21 protein-coding genes are annotated in these 23,607 nt (G+C 66.5%); 4 read left to right on the top strand and 17 right to left on the bottom strand.

Annotated elements, in window-relative coordinates; translation table 11 throughout:
* Positions 1-65 precede the first annotated feature (65 nt).
* From IQ292_RS10925 to IQ292_RS10940, 4 genes are all read right to left on the bottom strand, one after another.
* The gene (locus IQ292_RS10925; protein ID WP_203310335.1) at positions 66-251 is read right to left on the bottom strand and encodes a hypothetical protein; all 186 of its coding nucleotides are present in this window, start codon (positions 249-251) and stop codon (positions 66-68) included.
* A 96-nt stretch (positions 252-347) separates the two neighbouring features.
* Positions 348-1,040: a hypothetical protein gene (locus IQ292_RS10930; protein ID WP_203310336.1), complete on the bottom strand. Its 693-nt coding sequence runs from the start codon at positions 1,038-1,040 to the stop codon at positions 348-350.
* Positions 1,041-1,126: 86 nt separating this feature from the next.
* Positions 1,127-2,368, bottom strand: coding sequence for a tyrosine-type recombinase/integrase (locus tag IQ292_RS10935; protein WP_203310337.1), 1,242 nt, complete (start codon positions 2,366-2,368; stop codon positions 1,127-1,129).
* Positions 2,369-2,619: 251 nt separating this feature from the next.
* Positions 2,620-3,327 carry a FadR/GntR family transcriptional regulator gene (locus tag IQ292_RS10940; protein WP_203310338.1) on the bottom strand — a complete coding sequence of 236 codons (708 nt, stop codon included), beginning with the start codon at positions 3,325-3,327 and terminating at the stop codon, positions 2,620-2,622.
* 317 nt (positions 3,328-3,644) lie between these two features.
* Between IQ292_RS10940 and IQ292_RS10945 the strand changes: the two genes are divergently transcribed.
* On the top strand, positions 3,645-5,204 hold the full coding sequence (locus IQ292_RS10945; protein WP_203310339.1) for an alpha-N-arabinofuranosidase: 1,560 nt from the start codon (positions 3,645-3,647) through the stop codon (positions 5,202-5,204).
* 81 nt (positions 5,205-5,285) lie between these two features.
* Here the strand turns inward: IQ292_RS10945 and paoC are convergent, their stop codons facing one another.
* The 4 genes from paoC to IQ292_RS10965 form a co-directional block, all read right to left on the bottom strand.
* Positions 5,286-7,505, bottom strand: coding sequence for an aldehyde oxidoreductase molybdenum-binding subunit PaoC (gene paoC, locus IQ292_RS10950; RefSeq protein ID WP_203310340.1), 2,220 nt, complete (start codon positions 7,503-7,505; stop codon positions 5,286-5,288).
* Positions 7,502-8,488 carry an FAD binding domain-containing protein gene (locus tag IQ292_RS10955; RefSeq protein ID WP_203310341.1) on the bottom strand — a complete coding sequence of 329 codons (987 nt, stop codon included), beginning with the start codon at positions 8,486-8,488 and terminating at the stop codon, positions 7,502-7,504. The genes paoC and IQ292_RS10955 overlap by 4 nt, the downstream gene beginning before the upstream one ends.
* Complete coding sequence (gene paoA, locus IQ292_RS10960) at positions 8,485-9,117, bottom strand: aldehyde dehydrogenase iron-sulfur subunit PaoA (protein ID WP_203310342.1); 633 nt, start codon at positions 9,115-9,117, stop codon at positions 8,485-8,487. The genes IQ292_RS10955 and paoA overlap by 4 nt, the downstream gene beginning before the upstream one ends.
* 195 nt (positions 9,118-9,312) lie before the next feature.
* The gene (locus IQ292_RS10965) at positions 9,313-10,101 is read right to left on the bottom strand and encodes a Crp/Fnr family transcriptional regulator (protein WP_203310343.1); all 789 of its coding nucleotides are present in this window, start codon (positions 10,099-10,101) and stop codon (positions 9,313-9,315) included.
* Positions 10,102-10,419: 318 nt separating this feature from the next.
* Here IQ292_RS10965 and IQ292_RS10970 point away from each other — a divergent pair, with 318 nt between their 5' ends.
* Positions 10,420-11,496 (top strand): catalase family protein, encoded by a 1,077-nt coding sequence (locus IQ292_RS10970; RefSeq protein WP_203310344.1) that lies wholly within the window; start codon positions 10,420-10,422, stop codon positions 11,494-11,496.
* 93 nt (positions 11,497-11,589) lie between these two features.
* On the opposite strand, the gene IQ292_RS10975 is transcribed toward IQ292_RS10970, so the two are convergent.
* Positions 11,590-12,054, bottom strand: coding sequence for a MarR family winged helix-turn-helix transcriptional regulator (locus IQ292_RS10975; protein ID WP_203310345.1), 465 nt, complete (start codon positions 12,052-12,054; stop codon positions 11,590-11,592).
* Positions 12,055-12,162: 108 nt separating this feature from the next.
* On the opposite strand from IQ292_RS10975, the gene IQ292_RS10980 reads away from it, so the two are divergent.
* Both IQ292_RS10980 and IQ292_RS10985 read left to right on the top strand, forming a co-directional pair.
* Positions 12,163-12,588 carry an organic hydroperoxide resistance protein gene (locus IQ292_RS10980; RefSeq protein WP_203310346.1) on the top strand — a complete coding sequence of 142 codons (426 nt, stop codon included), beginning with the start codon at positions 12,163-12,165 and terminating at the stop codon, positions 12,586-12,588.
* Positions 12,589-12,709: 121 nt separating this feature from the next.
* Positions 12,710-13,228, top strand: a complete 519-nt coding sequence (locus tag IQ292_RS10985; protein WP_203310347.1) for a DUF1440 domain-containing protein — start codon at positions 12,710-12,712, stop codon at positions 13,226-13,228.
* Positions 13,229-13,237: 9 nt separating this feature from the next.
* On the opposite strand, the gene IQ292_RS10990 is transcribed toward IQ292_RS10985, so the two are convergent.
* The 8 genes from IQ292_RS10990 to IQ292_RS11025 form a co-directional block, all read right to left on the bottom strand.
* The gene (locus IQ292_RS10990; RefSeq protein ID WP_203310348.1) at positions 13,238-14,560 is read right to left on the bottom strand and encodes a PQQ-dependent sugar dehydrogenase; all 1,323 of its coding nucleotides are present in this window, start codon (positions 14,558-14,560) and stop codon (positions 13,238-13,240) included.
* Between the two features lie 52 nt (positions 14,561-14,612).
* On the bottom strand, positions 14,613-16,778 hold the full coding sequence (locus IQ292_RS10995; protein ID WP_203310349.1) for a TonB-dependent siderophore receptor: 2,166 nt from the start codon (positions 16,776-16,778) through the stop codon (positions 14,613-14,615).
* Positions 16,779-16,801: 23 nt separating this feature from the next.
* The gene (locus tag IQ292_RS11000; RefSeq protein WP_338057625.1) at positions 16,802-17,671 is read right to left on the bottom strand and encodes a Brp/Blh family beta-carotene 15,15'-dioxygenase; all 870 of its coding nucleotides are present in this window, start codon (positions 17,669-17,671) and stop codon (positions 16,802-16,804) included.
* Positions 17,668-18,381, bottom strand: a complete 714-nt coding sequence (locus tag IQ292_RS11005; RefSeq protein ID WP_203310350.1) for a bacteriorhodopsin — start codon at positions 18,379-18,381, stop codon at positions 17,668-17,670. Before IQ292_RS11005 ends, IQ292_RS11000 begins: the two co-directional genes overlap by 4 nt.
* Positions 18,382-18,602: 221 nt before the next feature.
* On the bottom strand, positions 18,603-20,819 hold the full coding sequence (gene katG / locus IQ292_RS11010; RefSeq protein ID WP_203310351.1) for a catalase/peroxidase HPI: 2,217 nt from the start codon (positions 20,817-20,819) through the stop codon (positions 18,603-18,605).
* A 170-nt stretch (positions 20,820-20,989) separates the two neighbouring features.
* Positions 20,990-21,895, bottom strand: coding sequence for a hemolysin family protein (locus IQ292_RS11015; protein WP_203310352.1), 906 nt, complete (start codon positions 21,893-21,895; stop codon positions 20,990-20,992).
* A gap of 11 nt (positions 21,896-21,906) precedes the next feature.
* A complete protein-coding gene (gene ybeY / locus IQ292_RS11020) occupies positions 21,907-22,416 on the bottom strand; it encodes an rRNA maturation RNase YbeY (protein ID WP_203310353.1) in 510 nt (169 codons plus the stop codon).
* Between the two features lie 183 nt (positions 22,417-22,599).
* Positions 22,600-23,598, bottom strand: a complete 999-nt coding sequence (locus tag IQ292_RS11025; RefSeq protein ID WP_203310354.1) for a PhoH family protein — start codon at positions 23,596-23,598, stop codon at positions 22,600-22,602.
* Positions 23,599-23,607: the final 9 nt, after the last annotated feature.

Below are 23,607 nucleotides of genomic sequence, written 5' to 3' on the forward strand. Positions count from 1 at the left end.
TGCCAGGTCACGCGGGGTGCTTCGTTTTCAGGCCGAAGCGCAACCTTTGCGCTGATCACTACGGATCACGCGGCAAGCTGCGTCAGCAGCTTTTCTTTGAAGCGACGGACGCTACGGCCCGTGATGACGGACTTGCCGTCGAGTTTCAGCAACTCAAGGTCGCCACGAGCGACAAGCTGATATAGCTTGGTGCGGCCGATGCCGCCAAGGTCCTGCCGGGCTTGGGCGACAGAGAAGAAGGGTTCGTCCACGTCGTTGCCTCCGTATGGATGCTGGCGAACGCCAGCGGGCAACAGGGGGATTAGTCCTGCAGTTCGGGCTTGGTCCAAGGACCTTTTGCTCGCAAATTATCCGGAGGAGCACTTTTTTCGACGTGAGCGTGCCTGTCGCTTTGCCTCCCGATGGGCAAGCCCCGCTTCTTGCACTGCTTCAATCCAAGTTTCCCATGAAACCCGCTTCCCCCGCTCTTCCGCTTCCTCAAGGTCAGCGTCAAAATCAGGGTTGTAACTTCCCGGTGTCGATTTGACCGGCTGTAGACGCTTCCATTTTCGTATCGTGCCCCATGTCTCGCAATATGCCTCGGCAATAACTGCCTGTCGGTCCATCGCTTTCAGACCCATTCCTTTGCCGTAAGCATCAAGGATTAAAGCGCGCCACTGATTGACGCGCACTCGATGGTCGAGCTTGCGCTTACTTAGCCGTGCGAAAAGCTGTGGTTCGTCGCCCATACGAATGGCATGAATTTCGTTGATGGCGCTATCGATAGATGAGGGGTGCCAATCAACCTCCGGAATGCCGATACGAAGTAGCGGTGAAAGTAATACAAGGCGCTTTTGAAGGGCGTCTAATTGCGTCTCACGATCGTCACTATTTGGTATACGGGCTCCCCACGCAATTGGTATAGGGCCAAGCACATCTACCACAAAAGCTATAGCAGCTTGTATTAGCTCAATGGATGCTTGTTCATCCGCCTGCAGCCGCGCGTTGTTGCTTGGCTTATCTCCGCGTTGAGCAATTCCTTGTTCAAGATCTCTGCGCATCCGGATCATTTCTCGCAGGCGAACCTGCCATATCTCTTCTGCGGCTTTGTCTGCCCAGCGAGCGGCGCTAGTCGGCACTGCTTGTCTCACGATCTAGCCGCCAGCCGGACGATCTTGCTCTCTCCGGCGAGATAGTCCGCCCACATCGTCATCAGTGTGCGCCGTCGATCAAAGAAGTCGGTGCGTCGATATGCCGCCTCGACCCGATCCGGCAGCTTATGGGCCAGTGCCTTGTCAACGACTTCCTTCGGCACGCTGGTCGTCTCCGCCGCCCAATCAGTGAACGTGCTGCGGAAGCCGTGAACGTGCACGTCGTCCTCGCCCATGTCGCGCAACACCTTCGTCATGGTCATATCGGACATCGGCTTTTTGGGCGCCGAGAAGAAGACGAGGCCGTCATTTTCGGTTCGGCCTTCCCAGCGGCCCTCTAGCACCTTGATGGCTGCGGGCGACAGCGGCACGACGTGGGTGACGCCGGTCTTCATCCTTTCCCCGGGTATGGTCCAAGTCGCCTTTTTCATGTCGATCTCAGGCCAGCGGGCAAACCGCGTCTCGTTCGAGCGGACGGCAGTCAGGATCGTGAACTCCAGTGCGTCACGCCCGACTGTCCGAACTTTCGAACGCAGCTCGGCCACAAACGTCGGCACATTCTGATAGGGCATGGCGGTGAAGTGGCTGTCGTCGCGCTTGTGGCGAGGCAGGCCCTTGCGCACCGACTTCAGGCTCGTCTCTGTGGGCCGCCAGCCCTTGATATGGGCGAAGTCGAGCACGACGCCGGTACGCTGCAGTATGCGCCGCGACGTTTCGGGCTTCTCCATCCAGATCGGCGCGAGCATGTCGCGGACGGTGACGCTGTCGATCGCATCGACGGGCTTGCTGCCGATGATGGGGAACACGTGCGTTTCCATGCAGGCCAACCACCCCTTCGTGTGCTTCTCGTTCCGCCAGCCGGACTTCATTTCCTCGTGACATGCCCGTGCCGCCTTCTCGAATGTCGGCGGCGGGGCAGGGGCCTTGTTGCGATCATCTGTGGGGTCGAGACCTGCGATGATCATTCGACGGTAGGCGTCAGCCTTTTCGCGCGCCTCTGCCAGCGTCAGCGACCGTCGCTCAACGATCGGGATCAGCTTGGCCTGTTGGATCTCTGCCGGGCTGCGGGGGGAGGTTTCAGCTGTTCCCAAGCCAAGGTCGCGTCGCTTCCCGTCAGCTTGGATGCGCAGCATCCACTGCCGCGATCCTGTCGGCCTGACGATCAGGTAGAGCCCATCGCCGTCCGGGTGCCGTCCAGGACCAGCAGTCTTGATCTTGAGCGCCGACAGCTTCGCCATGGCCGTGTCCGTCCCTCACTGTGTCCCACACCATAACGTGGATGTGTGAGGTCATCAACGAACATCGGCGGCATGAAGTTGGCGGAAAAGCTGAGGTTTTTCAGCGAGTCGTAAACATCAGCGAACGTCAGCGGTCACGAGTTAGGTATCCCTCGGCTCCACCATTTCGTCCCTGAACCCGACATCTTGGCATAATGGCTTCGGCCGCAGCAGCGGCTGCTATGCCTGGCGCGCGGCGCCTCGCGTAGCGGTCACCCCTCCAGCGCGATCTCCGTATCCTGCTGCGCCTGGCGCAACAGCTCCACCGTCGCTTCGCGCGCGCTTACCGGATCGGCATTCGCGATCGCTTCGAACAAGATGCGGTGTTGCGGCATGGGATCGCGCGGCTGGCGGTTCTGCTTGTATTTGAAGAAGGTCGTCCAGCGCACCGCCGAGGTGATGCTGCCCGAGAGGCTCGCGAGCAACTCGTTCCCGGCCGCTTCCAGGATCACGGCATGGAAGAGCTGATCCGCGGTCTGCCCCTCGGTCGTCGCAAGACCATGCGTGCCCATCGATTCGAGTGCATGGCCCATGCGCGACAGGTGACGGGCATCGCGGCGCTCCGCCGCGAATTCGGCCGCCGCGGGCTCGACGATCATGCGCAGTTCGAACAGGCTGCGGACGAAATCCAGCGGCGGCGAACCTTCGAACATCCAGGCGAGCAGGTCGGGGTCGAGCATCGCCCAGCGGCTGCGGTCCCGCACGCGCGTACCCGCTTTCGGACGGCTCTCGACCAGCCCCTTGGCAGCGAGCATGCGCAGCGATTCGCGCACGACGCTGCGCGACAAGCCGAATTGTTCGGCCAGTTCAAGCTCGCCGGGCAGCACCGATCCCGGTGCATAGCGGCCCGTCGCGATCGCCACCCCCAGGCGGTGCGCCAGCAGCGTATGGGCGGGTTGCCGCCTGAGTCCGTCTTCCATCGCCGCGCTGATCCTCCCGAGCATCGATCCTAGGCGGCGTCCGGCGCCTGCGGCAAGCGCTTCGTCGCGAAGCCTGTCCTGAAAAGCCCCGCTTGACTTTGCCTTCTATTGTCCGACAAGATGCGTCGAAGAAGAGGGAGGGGCGCGTCGCCATGGCGAGCGAAAAGCCGAGGTTTCGCGATCCGAGCCCGATGCGCGCCGCGGCGTCGCCGCGGCCGGCATGCCTTGCATTCGCCGCACATTCCGAATCCGATCCGGCCCGACCCGAATTCCACCCACTGGCGCGGGCCTGCGCCCGCATGACGGAGAACCGCCCCATGCGTATCCTGCTGAGCGCGCTTGCGCTCGTCCTCGCGTCCCCCTCGCTGGCGCAAGGCGCGTCCGCGCCGGCGGAGGGTGCGCCCGATAGCGTCGTCGTCCATGGCGACCGCCCGGCGCCGAAATTCGACAAGCGGCTTTTCGGCCAGTTCGCCGAACATCTGGGCAGCGGCATCTATCGCGGCGTCTGGGTGGGCAAGGGCAGCAAGGTCCCCAACATCGACGGCTATCGGCGCGACGTCATCGACGCGCTCAAGGCGATCCGCGTGCCCGTCATCCGCTGGCCGGGCGGCTGTTTCGCGGACGAATATCACTGGCGGGAGGGAATCGGACCCCAGGCCAAGCGCAAGGTGAAGATCAACACCAACTGGGGCGGGGTGACGGAGGACAACAGCTTCGGCACCACCGAGTTCATGAACTATGCCGAGATGGTGGGGGCGGAGCCCTATGTCTCCGGCAATGTCGGGTCCGCGCCGCCATACGAGATGGCGGAGTGGGTCGAGTACATGACCTCGCCGACGGGCTCGAGCCTGGCCAAGGAGCGGGCCGCCAACGGCCGCAAGGCGCCCTGGAAGCTCGGCATGTTCGGCCTCGGCAACGAATTGTGGGGCTGCGGCGGCAACATGAAGCCCGAATATGCCGCCGACGTGACGCGACGCTATTCGACGTTCATCAAGATGCCCGAAGGCCAAAGGGTGATGAAGATCGCCAGCGGCGCGAATTCGGAGGATTACACCTGGACCGACGTGATGATGCGCGACGCACGCGACGCGTTCGACGGCATCGGCGTCCATTACTATACCATCCCGGTGGAATGGGCGCACAAGGGTGCGGCGACCGGTTTCGACGAGGACGGCTGGGCGCGGACGCTCGCCAAGACCGTGCGGATGGACGACATCGTCACGCGCCATGCCGCGATCATGGACAAATATGATCCCGCCAAGCGGGTCGCGCTGCTCGTCGACGAATGGGGCACGTGGTACGATGTCGAGCCGGGTACCAACCCCGGTTTCCTCTATCAGCAGAATTCGCTGCGCGACGCGCTGGTCACCAGCCTGAACTTCGACATCTTCGCTCGGCACACGGATCGGTTGCGCGGCGCCAACATCGCGCAGATGGTCAACGTGCTGCAGGCGATGCTGCTCACCGACGGCATTCGCATGGTGAAGACGCCGACCTATTGGGTCTTCGACATGTACAAGGACTATCAGGACGGCGCCGTCCTGCCCGTCGACGTCCAGTCGCACTGGTACAACAAGAACGAGTGGACGTTGAAGGCGGTCAGCGCCAGCGCGGTGCGCGGAACGGACGGCGTCGTGCACATGGGGCTGACCAACGTCGACCCGAACCGTCCGGCGACGGTCAGCGTCAGGCTGGACGGCATCACCGGCGGCAGCGTGTCGGGTCGCATCCTGACCGCGCCGGCGATGGACGCGCACAACACCTTCGATGCGCCGGATGCCGTGAAGCCCGCGGCCTTCACCGGCGCGACGTTGTCGGGGGGGACGCTGTCGGTGATCCTGCCGCCGAAGTCGGTGGTGATGCTGGACCTGCGCTGATCCGGGCGGGGGAGGGCGGTTTCCTCTCCCGGTTCGCGATGATGCCGGGCCTGCGCGCGGATGCGCGGGCCCGGCGTTGCGTCATGCCACGTGCGGCAACTTCTCCAGATGCTTGTCCAGCGTGATCGGATAATCGCGCACGCGCACGCCGGTGGCGTTGTAGATCGCGTTGGCGATCGCCGCGCCGACGCCGCACAGGCCTAGCTCGCCGACGCCCTTCGCCTTCATCGGCGACGACATCGGATCGGCCTCCTCGAGGAAGACGACCTCCTGGTGTGGGATGTCGGCGTGGACCGGCACCTCATAGCCGGCCAGATCGTGGTTGACGAAGAAGCCGAAGCGCTTGTCGACCGCCAGTTCCTCCATCAACGCCGCGCCGACGCCCATCGTCATCGCGCCGATCACCTGGCTGCGCGCGGTAAGGGGATTGAGGATGCGGCCCGCGGCGCAAACCGCGAGCATGCGGCGCACGCGCACCTCGCCCGTCCAGGCGTCGACCCCGACTTCGACGAAATGGCCGGCGAACGTCGATTGCTGATACTTCTTCGCGAGATCGCCGTATTCCATCATCTCCTCGGCCGACAGGCCGGCATCCCCCGCCGCCTCGGCAAGGCTGACGCTGCGGTTGCCCGCGCGGACCTTGCCGCCCTCGAACGTCACGTCGGCCGAATTGAAGCCGAGCTTCTGGGCGATCGTCTCGCGCAGCTTAGCGCAGGCGGCGTAGACGCCCGCGGTCGAACTGTTGCCGCCCCACTGGCCGCCCGACCCGGACGATACCGGGAAGGACGAATCGCCGAGCAGCACGACGACCTTGTCCAGCGGCACGCCCAGCATCTCCGCGGCCGTCTGCGCGATGATCGTGTAGCTGCCGGTGCCGATGTCGGTCATGTCGGTGGCGACGGTGACGACGCCCTTGCGATCGATGCCGACGCGCGCGGCGGATTTCATCGTCATGTTGTTGCGGAAGCCGGCGGCGACACCCATGCCGACCAGCCACTGGCCGTCGCGCGTCGTGCCTGGCTTCGGGTTGCGCCGTGACCAGCCGAAACGGTCGGCGCCCTGGCGCAGGCAGCCGACGAGGTTGCGCTGCGAGAATTTGCGTTCGGGCTTGGCCGGGTCGACCTGCGTGTCGTTGACGATGCGGAATTCCACCGGGTCCATGCCCAGCTTCTCCGCCATCTCGTCCATCGCGATCTCGAGTGCCATCAGTCCGGGTGCCTCGCCCGGTGCGCGCATCGCATTGCCTTCCGGCAGATCGAGCACCGCGAGCCGCATCGCCGTCAGCCGGTTCGCCCCGGCGTAGAGCAGCTTGGTCTGCGACACCGCCGTCTCGGGACCGCCGCCTGGCAGGTCGCCCGATCCGCTCTCGTGCGCGATCGCTGTGATGCGCCCATCCTTCTGACAACCGATGCGGATGCGCTGGATCGTCGCCGGGCGGTGCGTCGTGTTGTTGGCGATCAGCGGGCGCTGCAGCGCCACCTTGACCGGTCGCCCCGCCGCGCGCGCGCCCAGCGCCGCCATGATCGCATCGGAGCGGACGAACAGCTTGCCGCCGAAGCCGCCGCCGACATAGGGCGAGATCAGCCGCACCTTCTCCTTGGGGATGCCGAGCGTGCGCGCGACGTCGCCCTTGCCCCAGTTGATCATCTGGTTCGACGTCCAGATGGTCAGCTCGTCGCCCTGCCACGCCGCGATCGACGCGTGCGGCTCCATCATCGCATGGCTCTGGTCCGGCGTGGTGTAGCGCGCGTCGAGCGTCACCGGCGCCGCGGCAAAGGCCTTCTCGAAATCGCCGACCCGGTCGACCGGCGGCGCCTTCGACCCCTCGCCGCTGTCGTCGCCCTTCAGCGGCGCATGATCGAGTTCGGCGGCCAGGTCGAAGCGACCCTTGGTACGGGCATAGTCGATCCGCACGAGCGCGGCGGCGGCGCGGGCCTGTTCGAACGTCTCGGCGACGACGACGGCGACCGCCTGATGGTAATGTTCGATCGCAGGGCCGCCCAACAGGTTGGCGGTGTTGAAATTACCCTTGGTCAGCTTGCCGGCATTGTCCGCCGTAACGATGGCGAGGACACCCGGCGCCGCCTTGGCGGCGGAAAGGTCGATCCCGGCAATCCGCCCCTTGGCGATGCCCGCGCCGACGACATAGCCATAGGCCGCGTTCGGCGCCGCCCTGTTCTGTTCATAGGCATAAGGGGCGGTGCCCGTCGTCTTGTACTTGCCGTCGATCCGGTCGGTCGGCTTGCCGACCACCTGCATCCGGTCGATCGGATTGGTGCCTGCTGGCGTGTCGAACTTCATGCGCCGCGCTCCTGCGTGCCGGGCGTTTGGGTCATCGTCTTCGCATCATGGATCGCGGCGGCGAGCGTCCGCTCGACCAGCGGGACCTTGAAGGCGTTGTCGCGGGTCGGGCGCGCACCGGCGAGCAGCCGGTCGGTGACGGCCTTTGCCCCTTGCGGCATCGCCGCCTCGGCCGCCTCGTCGCGCCATGGACGCGGCGCGATGCCGCCGATGGCGGCGCGACCGGAACCGTCGCGCTGGATCACCGCGGCGACTGACACGAGGGCGAAAGCGTAGGAGGCGCGGTCGCGCACCTTCCGATAGATATGCGTGCCGCCGAGCGGCTTGGGCAGCGTCACCGCGGTGATGAGCTCGCCGGGTTTTAGATTCGTGTCGATGTGCGGCGAATCCCCCGGCAGCCGATGAAAATCGCCGAACGCTATGCGCCGGGTCTGTCCGGCGGGGTCGATCGTCTCCACCGTCGCATCGAGCACACGCATCGCGACCGCCATGTCGCCGGGATAGGTGGCGATGCAGGCATCGGACGTGCCGATCACCGCGAGCTGGCGGGAATAGCCGCCGATCGCGGCACAGCCCGAGCCCGGCCGCCGCTTGTTGCACGCTTGATTGGTGTCGTAGAAATAGGGACACCGCGTCCGTTGCAGCAGGTTGCCGGCGGTCGTCGCCTTGTTGCGCAACTGCCCGCTCGCGCCCGCGACGATCGCGCGCGTCAGCACGCCATAGTCGCGGCGGACGCGCGGGTCGCTGGCAAGCGCGGTGTTGCTGACCAGCGCGCCGATCCTGATGCCGCCGTCGTCGGTCGGCTCGATGCGGTCGAGCTTCAGGTCCTGCACATCGACCAGATGTGCGGGGGTCTCGATCTCCAGCTTCATCAGGTCGAGCAGGTTGGTGCCGCCGGCGAGAAACTTGGCGTTGGGCGTCGACGCGACGGCGGCGGCCGCCTCCGCCGGTGTCTTGGCGCGCGTATAGGTGAAGGGCTTCATGCGCGTCCTCCCGCGACGTCGGCCATTGCCTCGGCAATGTTGGAATAGGCGCCGCAGCGGCAGATGTTGCCGCTCATCCGTTCCCGCATCTCCATGTTCGTCGCCTGGGGCCGTGAGGTGATGTCGGCCTGCACATGGCTGGGCACGCCTGCCTTGATCTCGTCCAGGACCGCAACGGCGGAGCAGATCTGGCCCGGCGTGCAATAGCCGCACTGATAGCCGTCGTGCTTCACGAACGCCGCCTGCATCGGATGCAGCTTGTCGGGCGTCCCCAATCCCTCGATCGTCGTGACGCGATCGCCCTGATGCTGGACCGCGAGGCTCAGACAGCTGTTGATCCGCTTACCCTCGACGATGACCGTGCAGGCGCCGCACTGGCCGTGATCGCAGCCCTTCTTCGTCCCGGTCAGATGAAGATGCTCGCGCAGCGCGTCGAGCAGCGTGGTGCGCGTGTCTACGTCCAGCGTCTGCTTGCGGCCGTTGACCGTCAGCGTCACCGGCATGGTCGACGGCATCGTCCCGGCAGGCGCCTGCGCCTCCGCCTGCGGTACTGCGGCCAATGCGCAAGACGCCGCGCCGCCGACGATCAGGCCGCGCCGCGACACCTGGGCTTCGTCCCCCAAGGACATATCTCATTGCTCCCCTGCAAGGCCCGACATGCAGGCCATGTGGCACGCAGCCCTAACGCGGCCAGGCGCACCTCCGACTGATTCGGGATAACGACCGTGCCGCAGGGAATGTTCCGTTGCAACGCGCAACGTTCCCTGGATTTCTTACGGGGGAGGATGCCTTTAGTGCCGAGGCTGCCGGCAGGGACGCGCGGGTCAGCCGTTCTGCTGCGCCCCGCGAGACCGCCCCTCATCCGCGCCGCCGAGGATCAGACGGGCATAGGTATGCTCGGGCTGCCCGTAGGTGTCGCCCGCGATGGCCATCAGCTTCGTCCGGTCGCGCACGACGACCCGGCCGCGCAGGCCCCGCACCGCCTGTTCCGACTCCAGCCGGTGCAGCGCCTCGGTGATGCTCGACCGGCGCACGCCCAGCATGAGGCGGAATTCCTCGTGCGTCAGGCAGATGTCCTCGCCGCTGATCCGGTCGTGATACAGCAGGATCCAGCGCGCCATGCGGCGCTCGACCGGATGGACGAGCGAGGAGACGATCGTGCTCGCCATCTGGACGTTGATGACGCCGACGAAGCGCAACAGCATGGCGCGTAGGGATTCGCTTTGCGCAACAGCGGCGAGGAACGCATCGCGACCAATGCGCAGCGCGGTGCCGCTTTCGGCGCGCATCACGACATCATGCGGCCAGTGCGTCTCGCCCAGAAGAAGCGGCCATCCGGTGAAGCCCTCCAGCCCGACCAGGCCCACCGCCAGCCGGCGGCCATCCGACCGGGAGTCGAGAATCGCGGCCACCGCGCCTTCGGGAAAGTGCAGACAGTCGATCGGTGCGCCGGTGGTCGCCAATTCGTCGCCGATCGCAAAGGGTACGCGTTCGAGATGCGGCGCCAACGCCGCGAAGTCGGCGCGGTCGAGGCTGGCGAGAAAGGTGTTGCGGATGCCATCGGCAGTGACTGCGACGGGAATGCGGAATTGGCCTGAGCGTGGATCGGTCATGTCGGCGTTCATCGCTCCGTGCCTAGAATAGGCGGCAGCATCTGGTCCAGTCCGGCCTCGTTCTGCACGGTTTCGTACAGAAACTACGCCGGTCTACCGAATGTTGGGAATGGGGAGCCACGGCGCAAGAATTTGCTAATGCGTGGCAATACGGCGGCAAAGCTTACCCGGACAGCAGTATTGACCTTGGAAGTTGATGCAGATCAAATCTTTTGCCGTAGGCGTAACCGTTTTCCGACCATTTAAGACCCAAGCGGCAGCCTATGCGACGGCTCGTTCGTTGTCGGGTGCTCCAGCACTCTTCAGGATAATCGAGACATGCCCCAAGCTGCCGTCCGCTACGCCAACTCCGTCGAGACCATCGATTCGACGGAAAAAGAGACGCACCGCGAGCTGAACGAGACGTTCGACACCATCCTCGAGCGGACCGCGGAGGATTACGGCCATGCGGTGCGCTCGGTGCATGCGAAATCGCATGGCATCCTCGAGGGCGAGATGACGATCGACGATCATCTGCCGCCCGAACTGGCGCAGGGTCTCTTCGCCACGCCGGGCACGCACAGGGTGCTGATCCGCATGTCGACCAATGCCGGCGACATCCTTCCCGACGCGATCAGCCTGCCGCGCGGCCTCGCGATGAAGGTGCTGGACGTCGACGGCGAGCGGCTTGCGGGTGCCGAGGGGCGGACGCAGGATTTCGTGATGGTCAACGGCGCCGTCTTCCAGGCCAGGACCGCCGACAAGTTCCTCGGCAACCTCAAGCTGCTCGCCAAGACGACCGACCGGATGGAGGGTGGCAAGAAGGTCATCTCGGCGGTGCTGCGCGGCGTGCACACCATGCTGGACGCGGTCGGCACGCAAATCCCGGCGGTCGATTCGCTGGGCGGCGCACCGAACGTCGAGCCGCTCGGCGAAACCTATTACAGCGCCACCGCCTTCCGCTACGGCGACCATATCGCCAAATTCTCGCTGGTTCCCGTCGCTCCGGCGCAGGTCGCGCTGACGGGCAAGACGATCGCGGTCGACGGGCGGGAAGACGCCATCCGCGAAGAGGTGCGAGGCGAGATGCTGGGCATGGCGGCCGAATGGGAATTCAGGGTCCAGCTGTGCCGCGATCTGGAGCGCCAGCCGGTCGAGGACCCCACGATCGAGTGGGATGAGAAGGAGGCGCCTTTCATCCGGGTCGCGACGGTGCGGGCACAGGCGCAGGACAGCTGGGATCCGGCGCTCGTCGAGTCGGTGAACGAGCGCATGCGGTTCAGCGTCTGGACGGGCCTTGCCGCGCATCGCCCGCTCGGCAACATCAACCGGGCACGGCGCGACACCTACCGCCATTCGGCCGACTTCCGCGCGCGGTTCAACGGCTGTCCCTATCATGAGCCGGCGGGGGACTGAGCGCATCGGTCGCAGCGGCGACCTGGAGTGATCCGCCGATGCCGACGCGGTCCCGCATGCAGTCCGTGCCCGGCTGCGGGGCCGCCAGGCGGATCAGCCAGCGTTGTCGCCGGGCGGCAGGGTAAGTGCGGCGTTAAGCGCGTGAAGCCGGTCGTTGAGCGCGCGAACTTCCGCCGCATCCATGCCGCTTCGCGCCAGGATGAGCGGGCCGAGGCACCCCGTCTCCTGCCACCGCACCGACCCCAGGTCGGTAAGGCGGACGCGAACCTGTCGCTCGTCCTTCGGATCGCGGCTGCGCGACACGAGGCCCGCCGCCTCCAGCCGCTTGATCAGTGGCGTGATCGTACTCGACTCGAGTGACAGGCGTTCCGCGATCTGGCCGATCGTACGGTCGGGCTGCTCGTGGAGCGCCTGGAGGACGAGGAACTGCGGGTAGGTGATGCCGAGTCGGTCGAGCACGGGCTTGTAGGCGCGATTGATCGCGATCGTCGCGGTGTAGAGCGAGAAGCACAATTGCTCGTCGAGGGGGATGGGGAGGGGGGGAGGATCGGCAGTCATGGCAGCGGCATAGCACAAAATATGTTTCGCGATAATTTTTATCTGGACAATGAACGGGCGAACGGCTAATTCAATTATCGCGATAACTAAATTGCAGAGGAAAAGTCCATGACGATCAGCGTCCTGTACAGCACCAGCGCGACGGCCACGGGCGGTCGTGACGGGCATGCACGCTCCGAAGACGGCCGTGTCGACGTCCAGCTCTCGACGCCGAAGGAATTGGGTGGCGCGGGCGGCGAGGGCACCAACCCGGAACAGCTGTTCGCGGCGGGCTATTCGGCCTGCTTCATCGGCGCGCTGAAGGTTGCCGGGCAGCAGTTGAAGGTAAAGGTGCCGAACGACGTCAAGGTGACGGCCAAGGTAGGTATCGGCCCCAAGGCGGAAGGCGGCTTCGGCATCACCGCCGATCTCACTGTGGATCTTCCGGGCGTCGACCGGGAGCAGGCGCAGCAGCTCGTGGAAGCGGCGCACCAGATCTGCCCCTATTCGAACGCGACCCGCGGCAATGTCGACGTCGGGCTGACGCTGGCCTGATCGAGGCGCGGCGGCGACTCAACGGTTCGCTGCCGTACGGACGAGGCCGGCGGTCCCGCACGGGGGATCGCCGGCCCGGCACGAGGGTTGGCCCTGGTATACACCGCTACGGAGCCACCCCATGTCCCGAGACCAGCAGCAATCCGTCACCAGCCGTCTGTTGGGAGGCGCGCTTGCGGGGCTCGTCGGCGGACTGACCGCGTCGGCCGCAATGGATGCGTTCCAGGCGGGCATCGCCGCTTTGTCCAAAAACCGCGGTTCGCAGGGTGACGGCGAGCCTGCCACGGTGAAGGCCGCCGACTCGATCGCCAAGGCCACCATCGGCCATGACATCGCGGACGGGGACAAGCCGCTCGCCGGCCAGGCGGTGCATTACGCGCTCGGCGCCGCGCTTGGCGTTGCCTATGGCATGGCGGCCGCGGTGCGGCCCGGCGTCACCAAGGGCTATGGCGTCGCCTTCGGCCTGACCACCGCCACCGTGCTCGACGAGGCCGCCGTCCCCGCGGCCGGGTTGGGTGACGCGCCATGGCGGTCGCCGCTGTCGAGCCACGCCTATGGCGTGGCGTCGCACCTCGTCTTCGGCACCGTGACCGAAATGGTCCGTCGGCGGGTTGCCGCCGGACTCACGCCGAAGCGGTGATCGATCGCGTCACTTCGTCGATACGCGCCAGATCGTGTTGCCGACGTCGTCGGCGACCAGCAGGCTGCCCGTCCGGTCGCCGATCACGCCGACGGGACGCCCCTGCGCCTTGCCGTCCGCATCGAGGAAGCCGGTCAGAACATCGACCGGCTTAGCGCCCTCGGCCGGGAAGCCCCGCGCGCCGAAGGGGACGAACACGACCTTGTAGCCTGACACCGGCTTGCGGTTCCACGACCCGTGCTCGCCGACGAACGCACCGTTGGCGAAGCGGTCGCCCAGCTTCATGCCGTTCGAGAAGGCGAGGCCGAGCGCGGCGACGTGCGGCCCGAGCGCATAATCGGGACGCTTCGAATATTGCTGCAGGTCGGGGTTCGCCGGCTCGACGCGACGGTCCGGATAGCCGCCCCAGTAATACCAGGGCCAACCGAACTGGTCGCCGAACTCGACCTGCGTCAGATAGTCGGGCGCCAGGTCGCTGCCGAGCATGTCGCGCTCGTTGACGACCGTCCACAGCTGGTTGTTGGCGGGATTGATCGCCATCCCCTGCGGATTGCGCAGGCCGGAGGCATAGATGCGGAACGTCTTTTCCTTCGGCCAGACCTGCAGGATGTTGGCGCGGAATTTCTCCGCGGCCATGCCGTTCTCGGCGATGTTGGACGAGGAGCCGACACCCACGAACAGCGTGCGGCCGTCCGGCGCCGCGATCAGCGTGCGCGCCCAGTGGTTGCCGCCCCCGTTGAGCTTGACGACGAGTTCCGGCTTGGCGGCGATCTGCGTCGCGCCGTCGCGATAGGGGACGCGGACGATGCTGTCGGTGTTGGCGACGTACAATTGGCCCTCGAACAGCACCATGCCGGTCGGCGAATGGAGGCCGGTAAGGAAGACGTGCCGCTCCTCCGCCACGCCGTCGCCATTGGCGTCGCGCAGCAGCGTGATGCGGTCGGCGGAGGGCACGCCGGCACCCGCCTTGCCCATCAGCCACCCCATCACCATGCCCTGGATGCCGCCGACGTCACGCGGCGGGCTGTTCGCCTCCGCGACGAGGATGTCGCCGTTGGGGAGCTGATAGAGCCAGCGCGGATGGTCCAGCCCGGCGGCGAAAGGCTGCACCTTCAACCCCGCGGCCGCCACCGGGGTGCGTCCGTCTCGCCAGCCGACCGCATCGGCCACCTTGAAGGTCGGGATCGTCTGGTCGCGCGGATCGGTGATCTTCGGACGCTTGCCCGTCACCTCGTCGAACGGCACGCGCGCCGTGTCGGGCCAGGCGAGATAGACGACGGCGGCGATGCCGACGAGCAGGACGATCAACGCGACGCGGAGCAGGTGCTTCATGCGATCACGCTAGGGGAGGGGCGGGACCGACACAATAAGCCTCTGCCCCCGTTCAGAAGCGATAGCCGATCGTCGCCTGGATCGTGCGGCGGTTGCCGTACCAGCACCAATTGTAGTTGGCGAAGCAGCTGGTCAGGTACCGCTTGTCGAACACGTTGGTGGCGTTGACCGCGAGGGTGACGCCGCGCAGCGACGGCGTGGCTTCGGCCAGTTCGTAGCGGACGAGCGCGTCGAACACCGTATAGGCGGGCGTATCGCGCGCGATGCCGTCGATCGGCGAGATACCCGCGTAGATGCGATCGACGTGGCGGGCGGCTCCGCCAAGCGTCAGGCCCGCCAGCGGGCCGGCAGTCGGCGCCCAGTCGAGCGCCAGCGAGGCGCCGCCGCGGCCGACCGTCTCCAGCCGCCGACCGATGCGCGCGGGATCGTCGGCATCCGCCGTCACCTTGACGCTCTGCCGGCTATAGGCCGCCCGGACTGCGAAGCCATGCGGCAGCGGCGCGCTGCCTTCGAACTCGACGCCGGTCGAACGCACTCGCCCGGTCTGCCGCGACACGCTGAAATCGGGCGTCGAGGTGAGCACGTTGGTCTGGTCGATGCGGAACCACGCGCCCGACAGCAGGATTGGCGTTCCCGGTATGCTGAACTTGGCGCCCGCTTCCAGCTGCCGGCCGAGCGACGGATCGGCGATGCCGGTGCTGCCGTCCGCCCGGCGGACCAGCGACGATTGCGGCTCGAACGACGTCGAATAGCTGACATAGGGCGCAAGGCCGAACGGCAGCGTGTAGAGCGCGCCGGCCCGCCAGGTGAACTTGCGATCGTCCTTCGCGCCGAGCCCGGCCTGCTCCGCGTGCGCCCAGTCGTGGCGTCCGCTGAGCAGGACGCGCAGCGCGCCGACGGCGATCTGATCCTGCGCGTAGAGGCCCTGCTGCCGCTGGCGCACGACATAGTTGCCGGCAAAGGGGTCTGGCACCGCCGCCGGCGTCTGCGGCACGGGCATCGTGCCATAGACGGGGGCATAGGCGTCGATCGGGGTCGCCGATCCGAACGCGAACGCCTCCCTTGCATGCGCCACCTGCCGATCGGTGCCGAACAGCAGCGTGTGCGACACTGCGCCGGTCCGGACACTGCCGGTCAGCTGGTTGTCGTAGGTCCAATTGTCCAGCTGTTCGTCGGTTGCGTAGGAGGCGCGGCCGAAGCGGCGGAGCGCCGCATCGAGCGGCGCGCCCGTGGTGTAGACCAGGCCCAGCCGCGCGGTGACATGCTGATAGCGCCCTGACGCGCGCAAGGCCCAGCCGTCGCCGAAATCGTGGCGGAAGATATAAGTGAGCGCCGCCTGCTCCCGCCGGAAGCGGTTGCCCGCTTCGCCCGCGTCGAAGCGCGTCGGCAGCCGCCCGTTCGGGCTGGCGATCAGCGTACCGAGCGTCGGAAAGACGCCATAGGTGCCGTTGTATGGATCGTGCGAATAGGCGCCGAGCAAGGTGAAGCTGGTCGCGCTGCCCGCGCCCGCCGTGACGGCGGCGGACACCGTTTCGCGCTCGCGCTTGCCGAACGTCTGTTGCGTGGAGGCGCCGTTCGCGCTGCCGTACAGCCGCCACGCTATGCCCGCGCCGGCACGGCCGCCGACATCGGCGTCGATCCGGTACAGGTCGTAGGTGCCATATGTACCGGCAACCGCCCCATAGAACGCGGCGTCGATCGGCAGCTTGCTGCTCTCCGCGACAAGGCCGCCGGGACTCGACTGGCCGTACAGAACGGAGGCGGGCCCCTTGACCACCTCGACCCGGTCGAGCCGCGATACGTCGACCTGCGGCACGGCATAGCCGGTCGGGCTCTGGAACAGCTTGAGGCCATCCAGGAAGACTGGGGCGTCGAAGCCGCGCAGCTTGAACTGGTCGTAGACTTCCGCGCTCGCCCCGCGCGTCTCGGGCGTCACGCCCGCGACGAAGCGCAGCGACTGGTTCAGGTTTTGCAGCCCCAGTTCGGCGATATCCTCGCCCGTGATCAGGCTGATCGACTGCGGCGTCTCGGCCAGGGGCGTCGCGGTCTTCGTGCCCGACGCGGCCTGATTCGAGTTCTGCTGGCCGGTGACGACGATGTCGCCACGGTCGGCGTCGCGCGCGCGCTGCGTCGCGAGATCCTGCGCGGCGGCCAGGGCGGGCGTGCCGACCGCGGCAGCACCGATCAACAGCGCGTTGGAAATAGGAGAAGACGACATGGATGATCCCTTTCGGGGCCCGGCTAGTGATATTGCGACAAACTATCAATAGCAATGTGACCGCGCATGTTGTGTTTCGTGAGGGCGTGTGCCTTCTGGGAGAACCACGGGGTCACCAGCAGGTGCGGCATGGCGAGTGCCGCGATCGCGGCGAACAATCCACGTATGCCGCTGTCGTCAAAGCGCAGCACGATCGTCGTCACCAATGCGAACACGGCGATCGCTGCCGCCATGATCGGCGCGGTCGCGCGCAGATAGCCGGACATGGTGGCGCAGCCGATGCGCGCGCGCCGGACGCTGGTCTGCGGCAGCGCATGGAGGATGAGAAAGCCGAGCGCGAAGCCAATCAAGGGCGGGAACAGCAGTAGCGCCATCGTCCCGCCGACCAGCCGCAGGTCGCGCCGCGCCACGCCGGTCGCGATCAGCACCGCAGCCGCTATACCGCCGATCGTCGCCATCACGGCAATGATCGCGGGCGACACGGCATCGCCGCCGGCGGCGACGTGCAACAGCATGTGCAATTGGGCCGGATGCAGGGTTGCGGGCGTCGCGATCAGGCTCATGCCCCGTAGCGTCCGCTCGCGCCACGATCCGTGCGGCGCGTCCTCCATCGCAAAATGGACGGCGGAGGCGCCGAGGAACAGCGGCAGGGCAAGGGCGGGCCGCGTGATCCACCAGGCGAGGCAGAGCAGCGACACGGCGGCATAGGCCGCAAGGAACGCGGGCCTGCGCGCACGCGCGACGATCGCAAGATCGCTGGCGCCATGCGCCATGCCGATGACGCCCACGGCAAGGACGGCAAAGCCGAGCTGGGCGGCGAGCGGCCCGACGGCGGCGAGGCACGCCGCCGCCGTCAGGACGCACCACCCGGCCGCGGGCGCGCGCGCGATCACGCCGCGTGGCGGCGCGTCTCGCCGTCGTCTCCCAGCGCCGCGTCGAGGTTCTTCGCGGCGTAGAAGGCGTAGGCGACCTTGGCGACCACATCCATGACCAGGATCGCCCAGACGGAGCTCGGGTCGCTGATCATCTTGAGGCCTTCGGGGCCGATGGCGAAAACGATGGGATAAAGGAACCACACAACCGTCAGCAGCGTGACGTTCTTTCCATATGCCTGGCCGACAGCGGTGCCGCGGGCGTTGGCCGCCGTCCGCAGGGGGACCCAGAGCAGGTACAACACGCCGACGAAGGCGGCGCACGACCAGGCGAACCAAACCCATTTCACCAGCGGAACCTGCGCCAGCGACGAGATGAGCCCGGTCACGATCATCAGCACGTCGAGCGTGATGATCGCCGTCAGATAACCGCCGACTTCGCCCGTCCGGCCGCGATCGTGGAAGGCGACGAGCACGAGGCCAGCGAGCAGGATCGGCGTCGTGACCGACCAGTCCAGATAGCGCGCGACATAGGTCACGGCGCCGTCGACGGTGACGAGCGTGCCGATGCCGAAAGCCATGGCGAGATAGGCCGTTGCCGCGATGAACGGCACGCTGGCGTGCAGCAGCGTATGGTGTCCCGCTGGATAGCTTTTCCTGCCCGTCGCATAGATCGCGAGCGATCCCAGCGACATGATGGTAAATCCTGTCAGAAAGGCGGTCTGGTCCATAGGGTGTCGTCCTGGGGCGGAACGGCTCTATGCCGCTCCCGACGCCTTAACGTGGTTTGTAACTTTTTGTGTCCGGCCGGCCGCCGACCAAAGGCGGCGGCCATCGGCGCCCGACGCAGAAAGGCCGCCGACATCGCTGTCGGCGGCCTCGTCGCCCGCTTCGGGGCAGGGGAGGGTGAAGCGGGCGTGCTGCCGGCCGGAGCGGGCCCCGGCGGAGACGATCAGACCCTGAGGTCGTACCGGTCGGCGTTCATCACCTTCGTCCATGCCTTGACGAAATGGTCGGCGAACATCGCCTTCGCATCGTCACACGCATAGACCTCGGCGATCGCACGCAGCTGCGAGTTGGAGCCGAACACCAGATCGGTGCGCGAGGCGGTCCACTTCTGTTCGTGCGTATGCCTGTCGGTGCCGACGAACTCCTCGTCGCTCTCGTCGCTCACCTGCTTCCATGCCGTGCCCATGTCGAGCAGGTTGACGAAGAAGTCGTTGGTCAGTTGGCCGGGCCGATCGGTGAAGACGCCGTGCCGCGCCGCCTTCGGGTGGTTGGCGCCGAGGACGCGCAGACCGCCGACCAGCACCGTCATCTCCGGCGCGGACAGGCCGAGCAGCTGCGCCCGGTCGATCATCAGCTCCTCGGTCGGCACGTTGAACTTGACCTGCAGATAGTTGCGGAAGGCATCGGCCTTCGGCTCGAGCACGTCGAAGCTGTCGGCGTCGGTCTGCTCGGCCGACGCATCCGTACGACCGGGGGTGAAGGGCACTTCCAGAGCATGTCCGGCAGCTTTCGCCGCCTGCTCGATACCGACAGAACCGCCGAGCACGATGAGGTCGGCGATCGAGACCTTCCGGTCACCCTTCCCGTCGAAATCGGCCTTGATGCCCTCATATACCTGAAGGACCTTGGCTAGCTGCTCCGGATTGTTGACCTCCCAGTCCTTCTGGGGCGCGAGGCGGATGCGTGCGCCGTTCGCGCCGCCGCGATGATCCGACCCGCGCCATGTCGCGGCAGAAGCCCAGGCGGTGGTGACGAGTTCGGCGACGGACAGGCCCGAGTCCGCAATCGCCACCTTCAGCGCGGCGATGTCCTCGGCCTCGATCTGCGGATAGTCGGCCGCGGGGATGGGATCCTGCCAGATCAGCTCTTCCTGCGGCACTTCCGGGCCGATCAGGCGGCTCTTCGGCCCCATGTCACGGTGGGTCAGCTTGTACCAGGCGCGCGCCCAGACGTCCGCGAAATAGGCCGGGTCCGCACGGAATTTCTGGCAGATCGCGTTGTATGCCGGGTCCACCTTCAGCGCCATGTCGGCGGTCGACATCATCGTCGGCACGCGCTTGCCCGGCGTATGCGCGGCGGGGGCGAGCGTGTCCTCCGGATTGCCCACGGGCTGCCACTGATGGGCGCCGGCCGGGCTCTTCACCAGTTCGTACTCATGGTCGAAGAGCATGTCGAAATAGGTCATGTCCCAGGTCGTCGGCGTCGGTGTCCACGCGCCCTCGAGTCCGCTGGTGATCGTGTGATCACCCATGCCGCTCTCGTGCGTCGAGGCCCAGCCGAGTCCCTGGCTGGCGATGTCGGCGCCCTCAGGCTCCTTGCCGACATGGCTCGGATCGCCGGCGCCATGCGCCTTGCCGAAGGTATGGCCGCCGGCGGTCAGCGCGACGGTTTCCTCGTCGTTCATGCCCATGCGCGCGAACGTCTCGCGCATGTCGCGCGCCGACCCCTGCGGCATCGGGCAGCCGCCCGGTCCTTCGGGATTGACGTAGATGAGGCCATGCTGGATCGCGGCGAGCGGGCTTTCGAGCGCCAGGCCCGCTTCCTCGTCGATGCGCGTCTGGCCGAGCCATTCCTCCTCGGTGCCCCAATAGACGTCCTTTTCCGGCTCGAACACGTCCTCGCGTCCGCCGGAGAAGCCGAAGGTCGGGCCACCCATCGATTCGATCGCGACATTGCCCGCCAGGATGAACAGGTCCGCCCAGCTCAGCTTGCGCCCGTATTTCTGCTTGATCGGCCAGAGCAGGCGACGCGCCTTGTCGAGGTTGCCGTTGTCGGGCCAGGAATTGAGCGGGGCGAAGCGCTGCTGGCCCGCGGACGAGCCGCCGCGCCCGTCGCCGGTGCGATAGGTGCCCGCCGAATGCCACGCCATGCGGATGAAGAACGGGCCGTAATGCCCGTAATCGGCCGGCCACCAAGGCTGGCTGTCGGTCATCAGCGCGGTCAGGTCGGCCTTCAACTGATCATAATCGAGCGTCAGGAATTCCGAGCGATAGTCGAAGTCGTCGCCCATCGGATTGCCGCTGACGCCCTTCTGGTGAAGGATGTCGATCGACAGCGATTCCGGCCACCAGTCCTTGGCGGTCTGGCCGAGCAGGCGGCGCATCGCGGCCGGCTGCTTCTTGGGATCGTTGATCGGGCTGCCTTCGGTAATGGCGTCCATGTCGCATCTCTCCTCGAAAATTCCTGTCGCGGGCCTGCGTCGCGCGCAGCACAACGCGCGCCACCACCTCGGCGATGCCTGGTGGTAGCGCAGGCCGTCTGATCGGAGAAACGTGTAATCGCGAAAGTTGTGATCGAAACAGCCGATCAGCCGATCAGCCGATCAGCCGATCAGGCGTCCTCGGGCGTGGGCACCGGTGGGTGCAGGCGCAGCCGGTGGATGCGCCGTTCGTCCGCGTCGAGCACCTCGAGCTTCCACCCGCTGGGGTGGTCGAGGCAGTCGCCGACATGCGGGACATGGCCGGCGAGGACCGCGGCCAGGCCGCCGACCGTGTCGACGTCGCTGTCCGCCTCGCCCAGGCGGGGATCGATCGCCTCGGCGACGTCCTCAAGCTCGGCGCGGGCGTCGACGTCCCAGGCGCCGCCGTCAATCGGCACGAGCAGCTGCTCCGGCGTCTCGTCATGCTCGTCCGCGATGTCGCCGACGATCTCCTCGATCAGGTCCTCGATCGTGACGAGCCCCTCGGTGCCCGAGTATTCGTCGAGCACGACGGCGAGGTGGACATGGCTTGCGCGCATGTCGGCGAGCAGGTCGAGCGCACCGCGCGACATCGGGACGTACAGCGGCTCGCGGATCAGCGCGGCGATGCTGTCCGGCCGCGGCGCGTCGGTCGCCAGGATGTTGAACACGTCCTTGATGTGGACCATGCCAATGATCGTATCGAGTTCGCCCCGGTACACGGGCAGGCGGCTGTGGCCGGCTTCCGCGAAGATGCGCACCAGATCGTCGAAGCGGGTCTGCTCCTCGACGGCGATGACGTCCGCGCGCGGCACGCCGACATCGCCCGCGTCCCGCTCGCCGAAATGCAGGAGGTTGCGCACCATCTGGCGCTCGAGCGGGGTCAGGTCGCCCTTGACGTCGGGGGTCGGATCGCCCTCGTGCCGGTCGATCGCCTCTTCCAGCTGCGCACGGAGCGAGTCCTCCACGCGCCCGCCCGACATGAATCCCTTCAGCACCCGCCAGAGGCTGCTGTCCTGCTCGCCGCCCTGCGCGGCGCTACTTCGGTCTTCGGCCATCGGTGTTCGTGTCAGTCCTCTTGGATCAGATAGGGATCGGCGATGCCGAGCGCGGCGAGCGCCTGTCGCTCGATCTCTTCCATGCCTTCCGCCTCGTCATCCTCGATATGGTCATAGCCTAGCAGATGCAGGACGCCGTGCACCATCAAATGGGTGGCATGATCGGTGACGCTGATCCCCCGCTCGGCAGCCTCCGCGACGCAGACGCCATGCGCGAGGACGATGTCGCCGAGCAGAAGTTCCCCATCGTCCGAATTCTGGCTGACCGTGTCGATCAGGTCGGCTTGCACCATGGGAAAGGAGAGCACGTTGGTCGGCTTGTCCTTGCCGCGATACTGGCGGTTGAGCGCGTGCACCTCGTCGTCGGCGGTGAGGCGGAGCGAGATTTCCACCGCGGCCGGGGTGGTCAGCAGGCCGCCGTGCGGGGTGCGTTCGATAGCCGCACGGGCGGCGCGCGTGGCGACGCCGTCCCAGTCCGCGTCGGGCCAGGGATCTTCGCGGGTAAGTTCGATCTGGATCATCGGGCTGGGTCCGTCAGGCTGAAGGAGTCGCGCGGGAAAGGCGGCAGGCGTCGTCGATGCGCGCGCATATACGGACGAACGGCAATGCGCGATGGGCCGACCAGCGTTCCGACCGAAATCGTTTATCGCGGCGCGCGCCGCCAGCGCACGACCGGCATCGTCGCGCGCCATCGGCACCCATGTTCAACCGGCCGGTCCCTCGTAAGCCTCGACGATCCGGCCGACGATCGGGTGGCGGACCACGTCGGCGGCGGTGAAGCGGCACATCGAGATGCCTTCCACGCCTTCCAACCGATAGGTCGCGTCAGCGAGGCCACTGGCCGCGACCCCGCCGGGCAGGTCGGTCTGATTGGGGTCGCCGCAGATCACCATGCGGCTGTTCTGGCCGAAGCGGGTGAGGAACATCTTCATCTGCGCGGGGGTCGTGTTCTGCGCCTCGTCGAGGATCACGAACGCGTCCGCGAGCGTGCGGCCGCGCATGAAGGCGATGGGCGCGATCTCGATCTCGCCGCTCGCGATGCGTCGCTCGACCTGCTCGGCCGGCAGGCAGTCATGCAGCGCGTCGTAAAGGGGGCGCAGATAGGGGTCGACCTTCTCCTTCATGTCGCCCGGCAGGAAGCCGAGCTTCTCGCCGGCTTCCACGGCCGGGCGCGAAAGGATCAGTCGCTGCACCGAGCCGGTGATGAGCTGCGCGACGGCCTGCGCGACCGCGATATAGGTCTTGCCGGTGCCGGCCGGGCCGAGCGCGAAGATCATGTCGTGGCTGGTCAGTTCGCGCATGTAATGCGCCTGCGCCGGCGTGCGGGGCACGATCGTCTTCTTGCGCGTGCGGATCATCACCGACGGCACGGCACCGCGTTCGGCGCTGACGATGCCGTCGAGCGTCGGCTCCGCGGCCATCGCGATCGAGGCATCGACGAGCCCGGTATCAACCTCCTCGCCGCGCTGGATCCGCTGATAGAGATCGTTGAGCACGTCGCGAGCGAGCGCGACCTGTTCGGCCGTTCCCTCCAGGCCGACGCGATTGCCGCGCGCGGTGATATAGACGCCTAAACGGTTTTCCAGCGCGACGAGATGCTGGTCGTATTGGCCGAAGAGTAGGCTGAGCAGCTGGGGCTTGTCGAAAAGGACCTCTACCCGGCTGCGTTCACCGGACTGGGCGGGGACAGGCTTGCGGCTCATGCGGTCCTT

Source organism: Sphingomonas beigongshangi (genome assembly GCF_016820445.1).
Lineage (GTDB): Bacteria > Pseudomonadota > Alphaproteobacteria > Sphingomonadales > Sphingomonadaceae > Sphingomonas > Sphingomonas beigongshangi.

What these genes read in the sequence shown, in the direction of transcription:
- paoA (WP_203310342.1), bottom strand. Translation starts at nt 9,117, where the DNA reads ATGTCCTTGGGGGACGAAGCCCAGGTGTCGCGGCGCGGCCTGATCGTC.
- IQ292_RS10990 (WP_203310348.1), bottom strand. Translation starts at nt 14,560, where the DNA reads ATGAAGCACCTGCTCCGCGTCGCGTTGATCGTCCTGCTCGTCGGCATC.
- IQ292_RS10980 (WP_203310346.1), top strand. Translation starts at nt 12,163, where the DNA reads ATGACGATCAGCGTCCTGTACAGCACCAGCGCGACGGCCACGGGCGGT.
- ybeY (WP_203310353.1), bottom strand. Translation starts at nt 22,416, where the DNA reads ATGATCCAGATCGAACTTACCCGCGAAGATCCCTGGCCCGACGCGGAC.
- IQ292_RS10970 (WP_203310344.1), top strand. Translation starts at nt 10,420, where the DNA reads ATGCCCCAAGCTGCCGTCCGCTACGCCAACTCCGTCGAGACCATCGAT.
- IQ292_RS11005 (WP_203310350.1), bottom strand. Translation starts at nt 18,381, where the DNA reads ATGGACCAGACCGCCTTTCTGACAGGATTTACCATCATGTCGCTGGGA.
- katG (WP_203310351.1), bottom strand. Translation starts at nt 20,819, where the DNA reads ATGGACGCCATTACCGAAGGCAGCCCGATCAACGATCCCAAGAAGCAG.
- IQ292_RS10945 (WP_203310339.1), top strand. Translation starts at nt 3,645, where the DNA reads ATGCGTATCCTGCTGAGCGCGCTTGCGCTCGTCCTCGCGTCCCCCTCG.
- IQ292_RS10935 (WP_203310337.1), bottom strand. Translation starts at nt 2,368, where the DNA reads ATGGCGAAGCTGTCGGCGCTCAAGATCAAGACTGCTGGTCCTGGACGG.
- IQ292_RS10955 (WP_203310341.1), bottom strand. Translation starts at nt 8,488, where the DNA reads ATGAAGCCCTTCACCTATACGCGCGCCAAGACACCGGCGGAGGCGGCC.
- IQ292_RS10995 (WP_203310349.1), bottom strand. Translation starts at nt 16,778, where the DNA reads ATGTCGTCTTCTCCTATTTCCAACGCGCTGTTGATCGGTGCTGCCGCG.
- IQ292_RS10965 (WP_203310343.1), bottom strand. Translation starts at nt 10,101, where the DNA reads ATGACCGATCCACGCTCAGGCCAATTCCGCATTCCCGTCGCAGTCACT.
- IQ292_RS10985 (WP_203310347.1), top strand. Translation starts at nt 12,710, where the DNA reads ATGTCCCGAGACCAGCAGCAATCCGTCACCAGCCGTCTGTTGGGAGGC.
- IQ292_RS11025 (WP_203310354.1), bottom strand. Translation starts at nt 23,598, where the DNA reads ATGAGCCGCAAGCCTGTCCCCGCCCAGTCCGGTGAACGCAGCCGGGTA.
- IQ292_RS10940 (WP_203310338.1), bottom strand. Translation starts at nt 3,327, where the DNA reads ATGGAAGACGGACTCAGGCGGCAACCCGCCCATACGCTGCTGGCGCAC.
- IQ292_RS10930 (WP_203310336.1), bottom strand. Translation starts at nt 1,040, where the DNA reads ATGCGCAGAGATCTTGAACAAGGAATTGCTCAACGCGGAGATAAGCCA.
- paoC (WP_203310340.1), bottom strand. Translation starts at nt 7,505, where the DNA reads ATGAAGTTCGACACGCCAGCAGGCACCAATCCGATCGACCGGATGCAG.
- IQ292_RS11015 (WP_203310352.1), bottom strand. Translation starts at nt 21,895, where the DNA reads ATGGCCGAAGACCGAAGTAGCGCCGCGCAGGGCGGCGAGCAGGACAGC.
- IQ292_RS10975 (WP_203310345.1), bottom strand. Translation starts at nt 12,054, where the DNA reads ATGACTGCCGATCCTCCCCCCCTCCCCATCCCCCTCGACGAGCAATTG.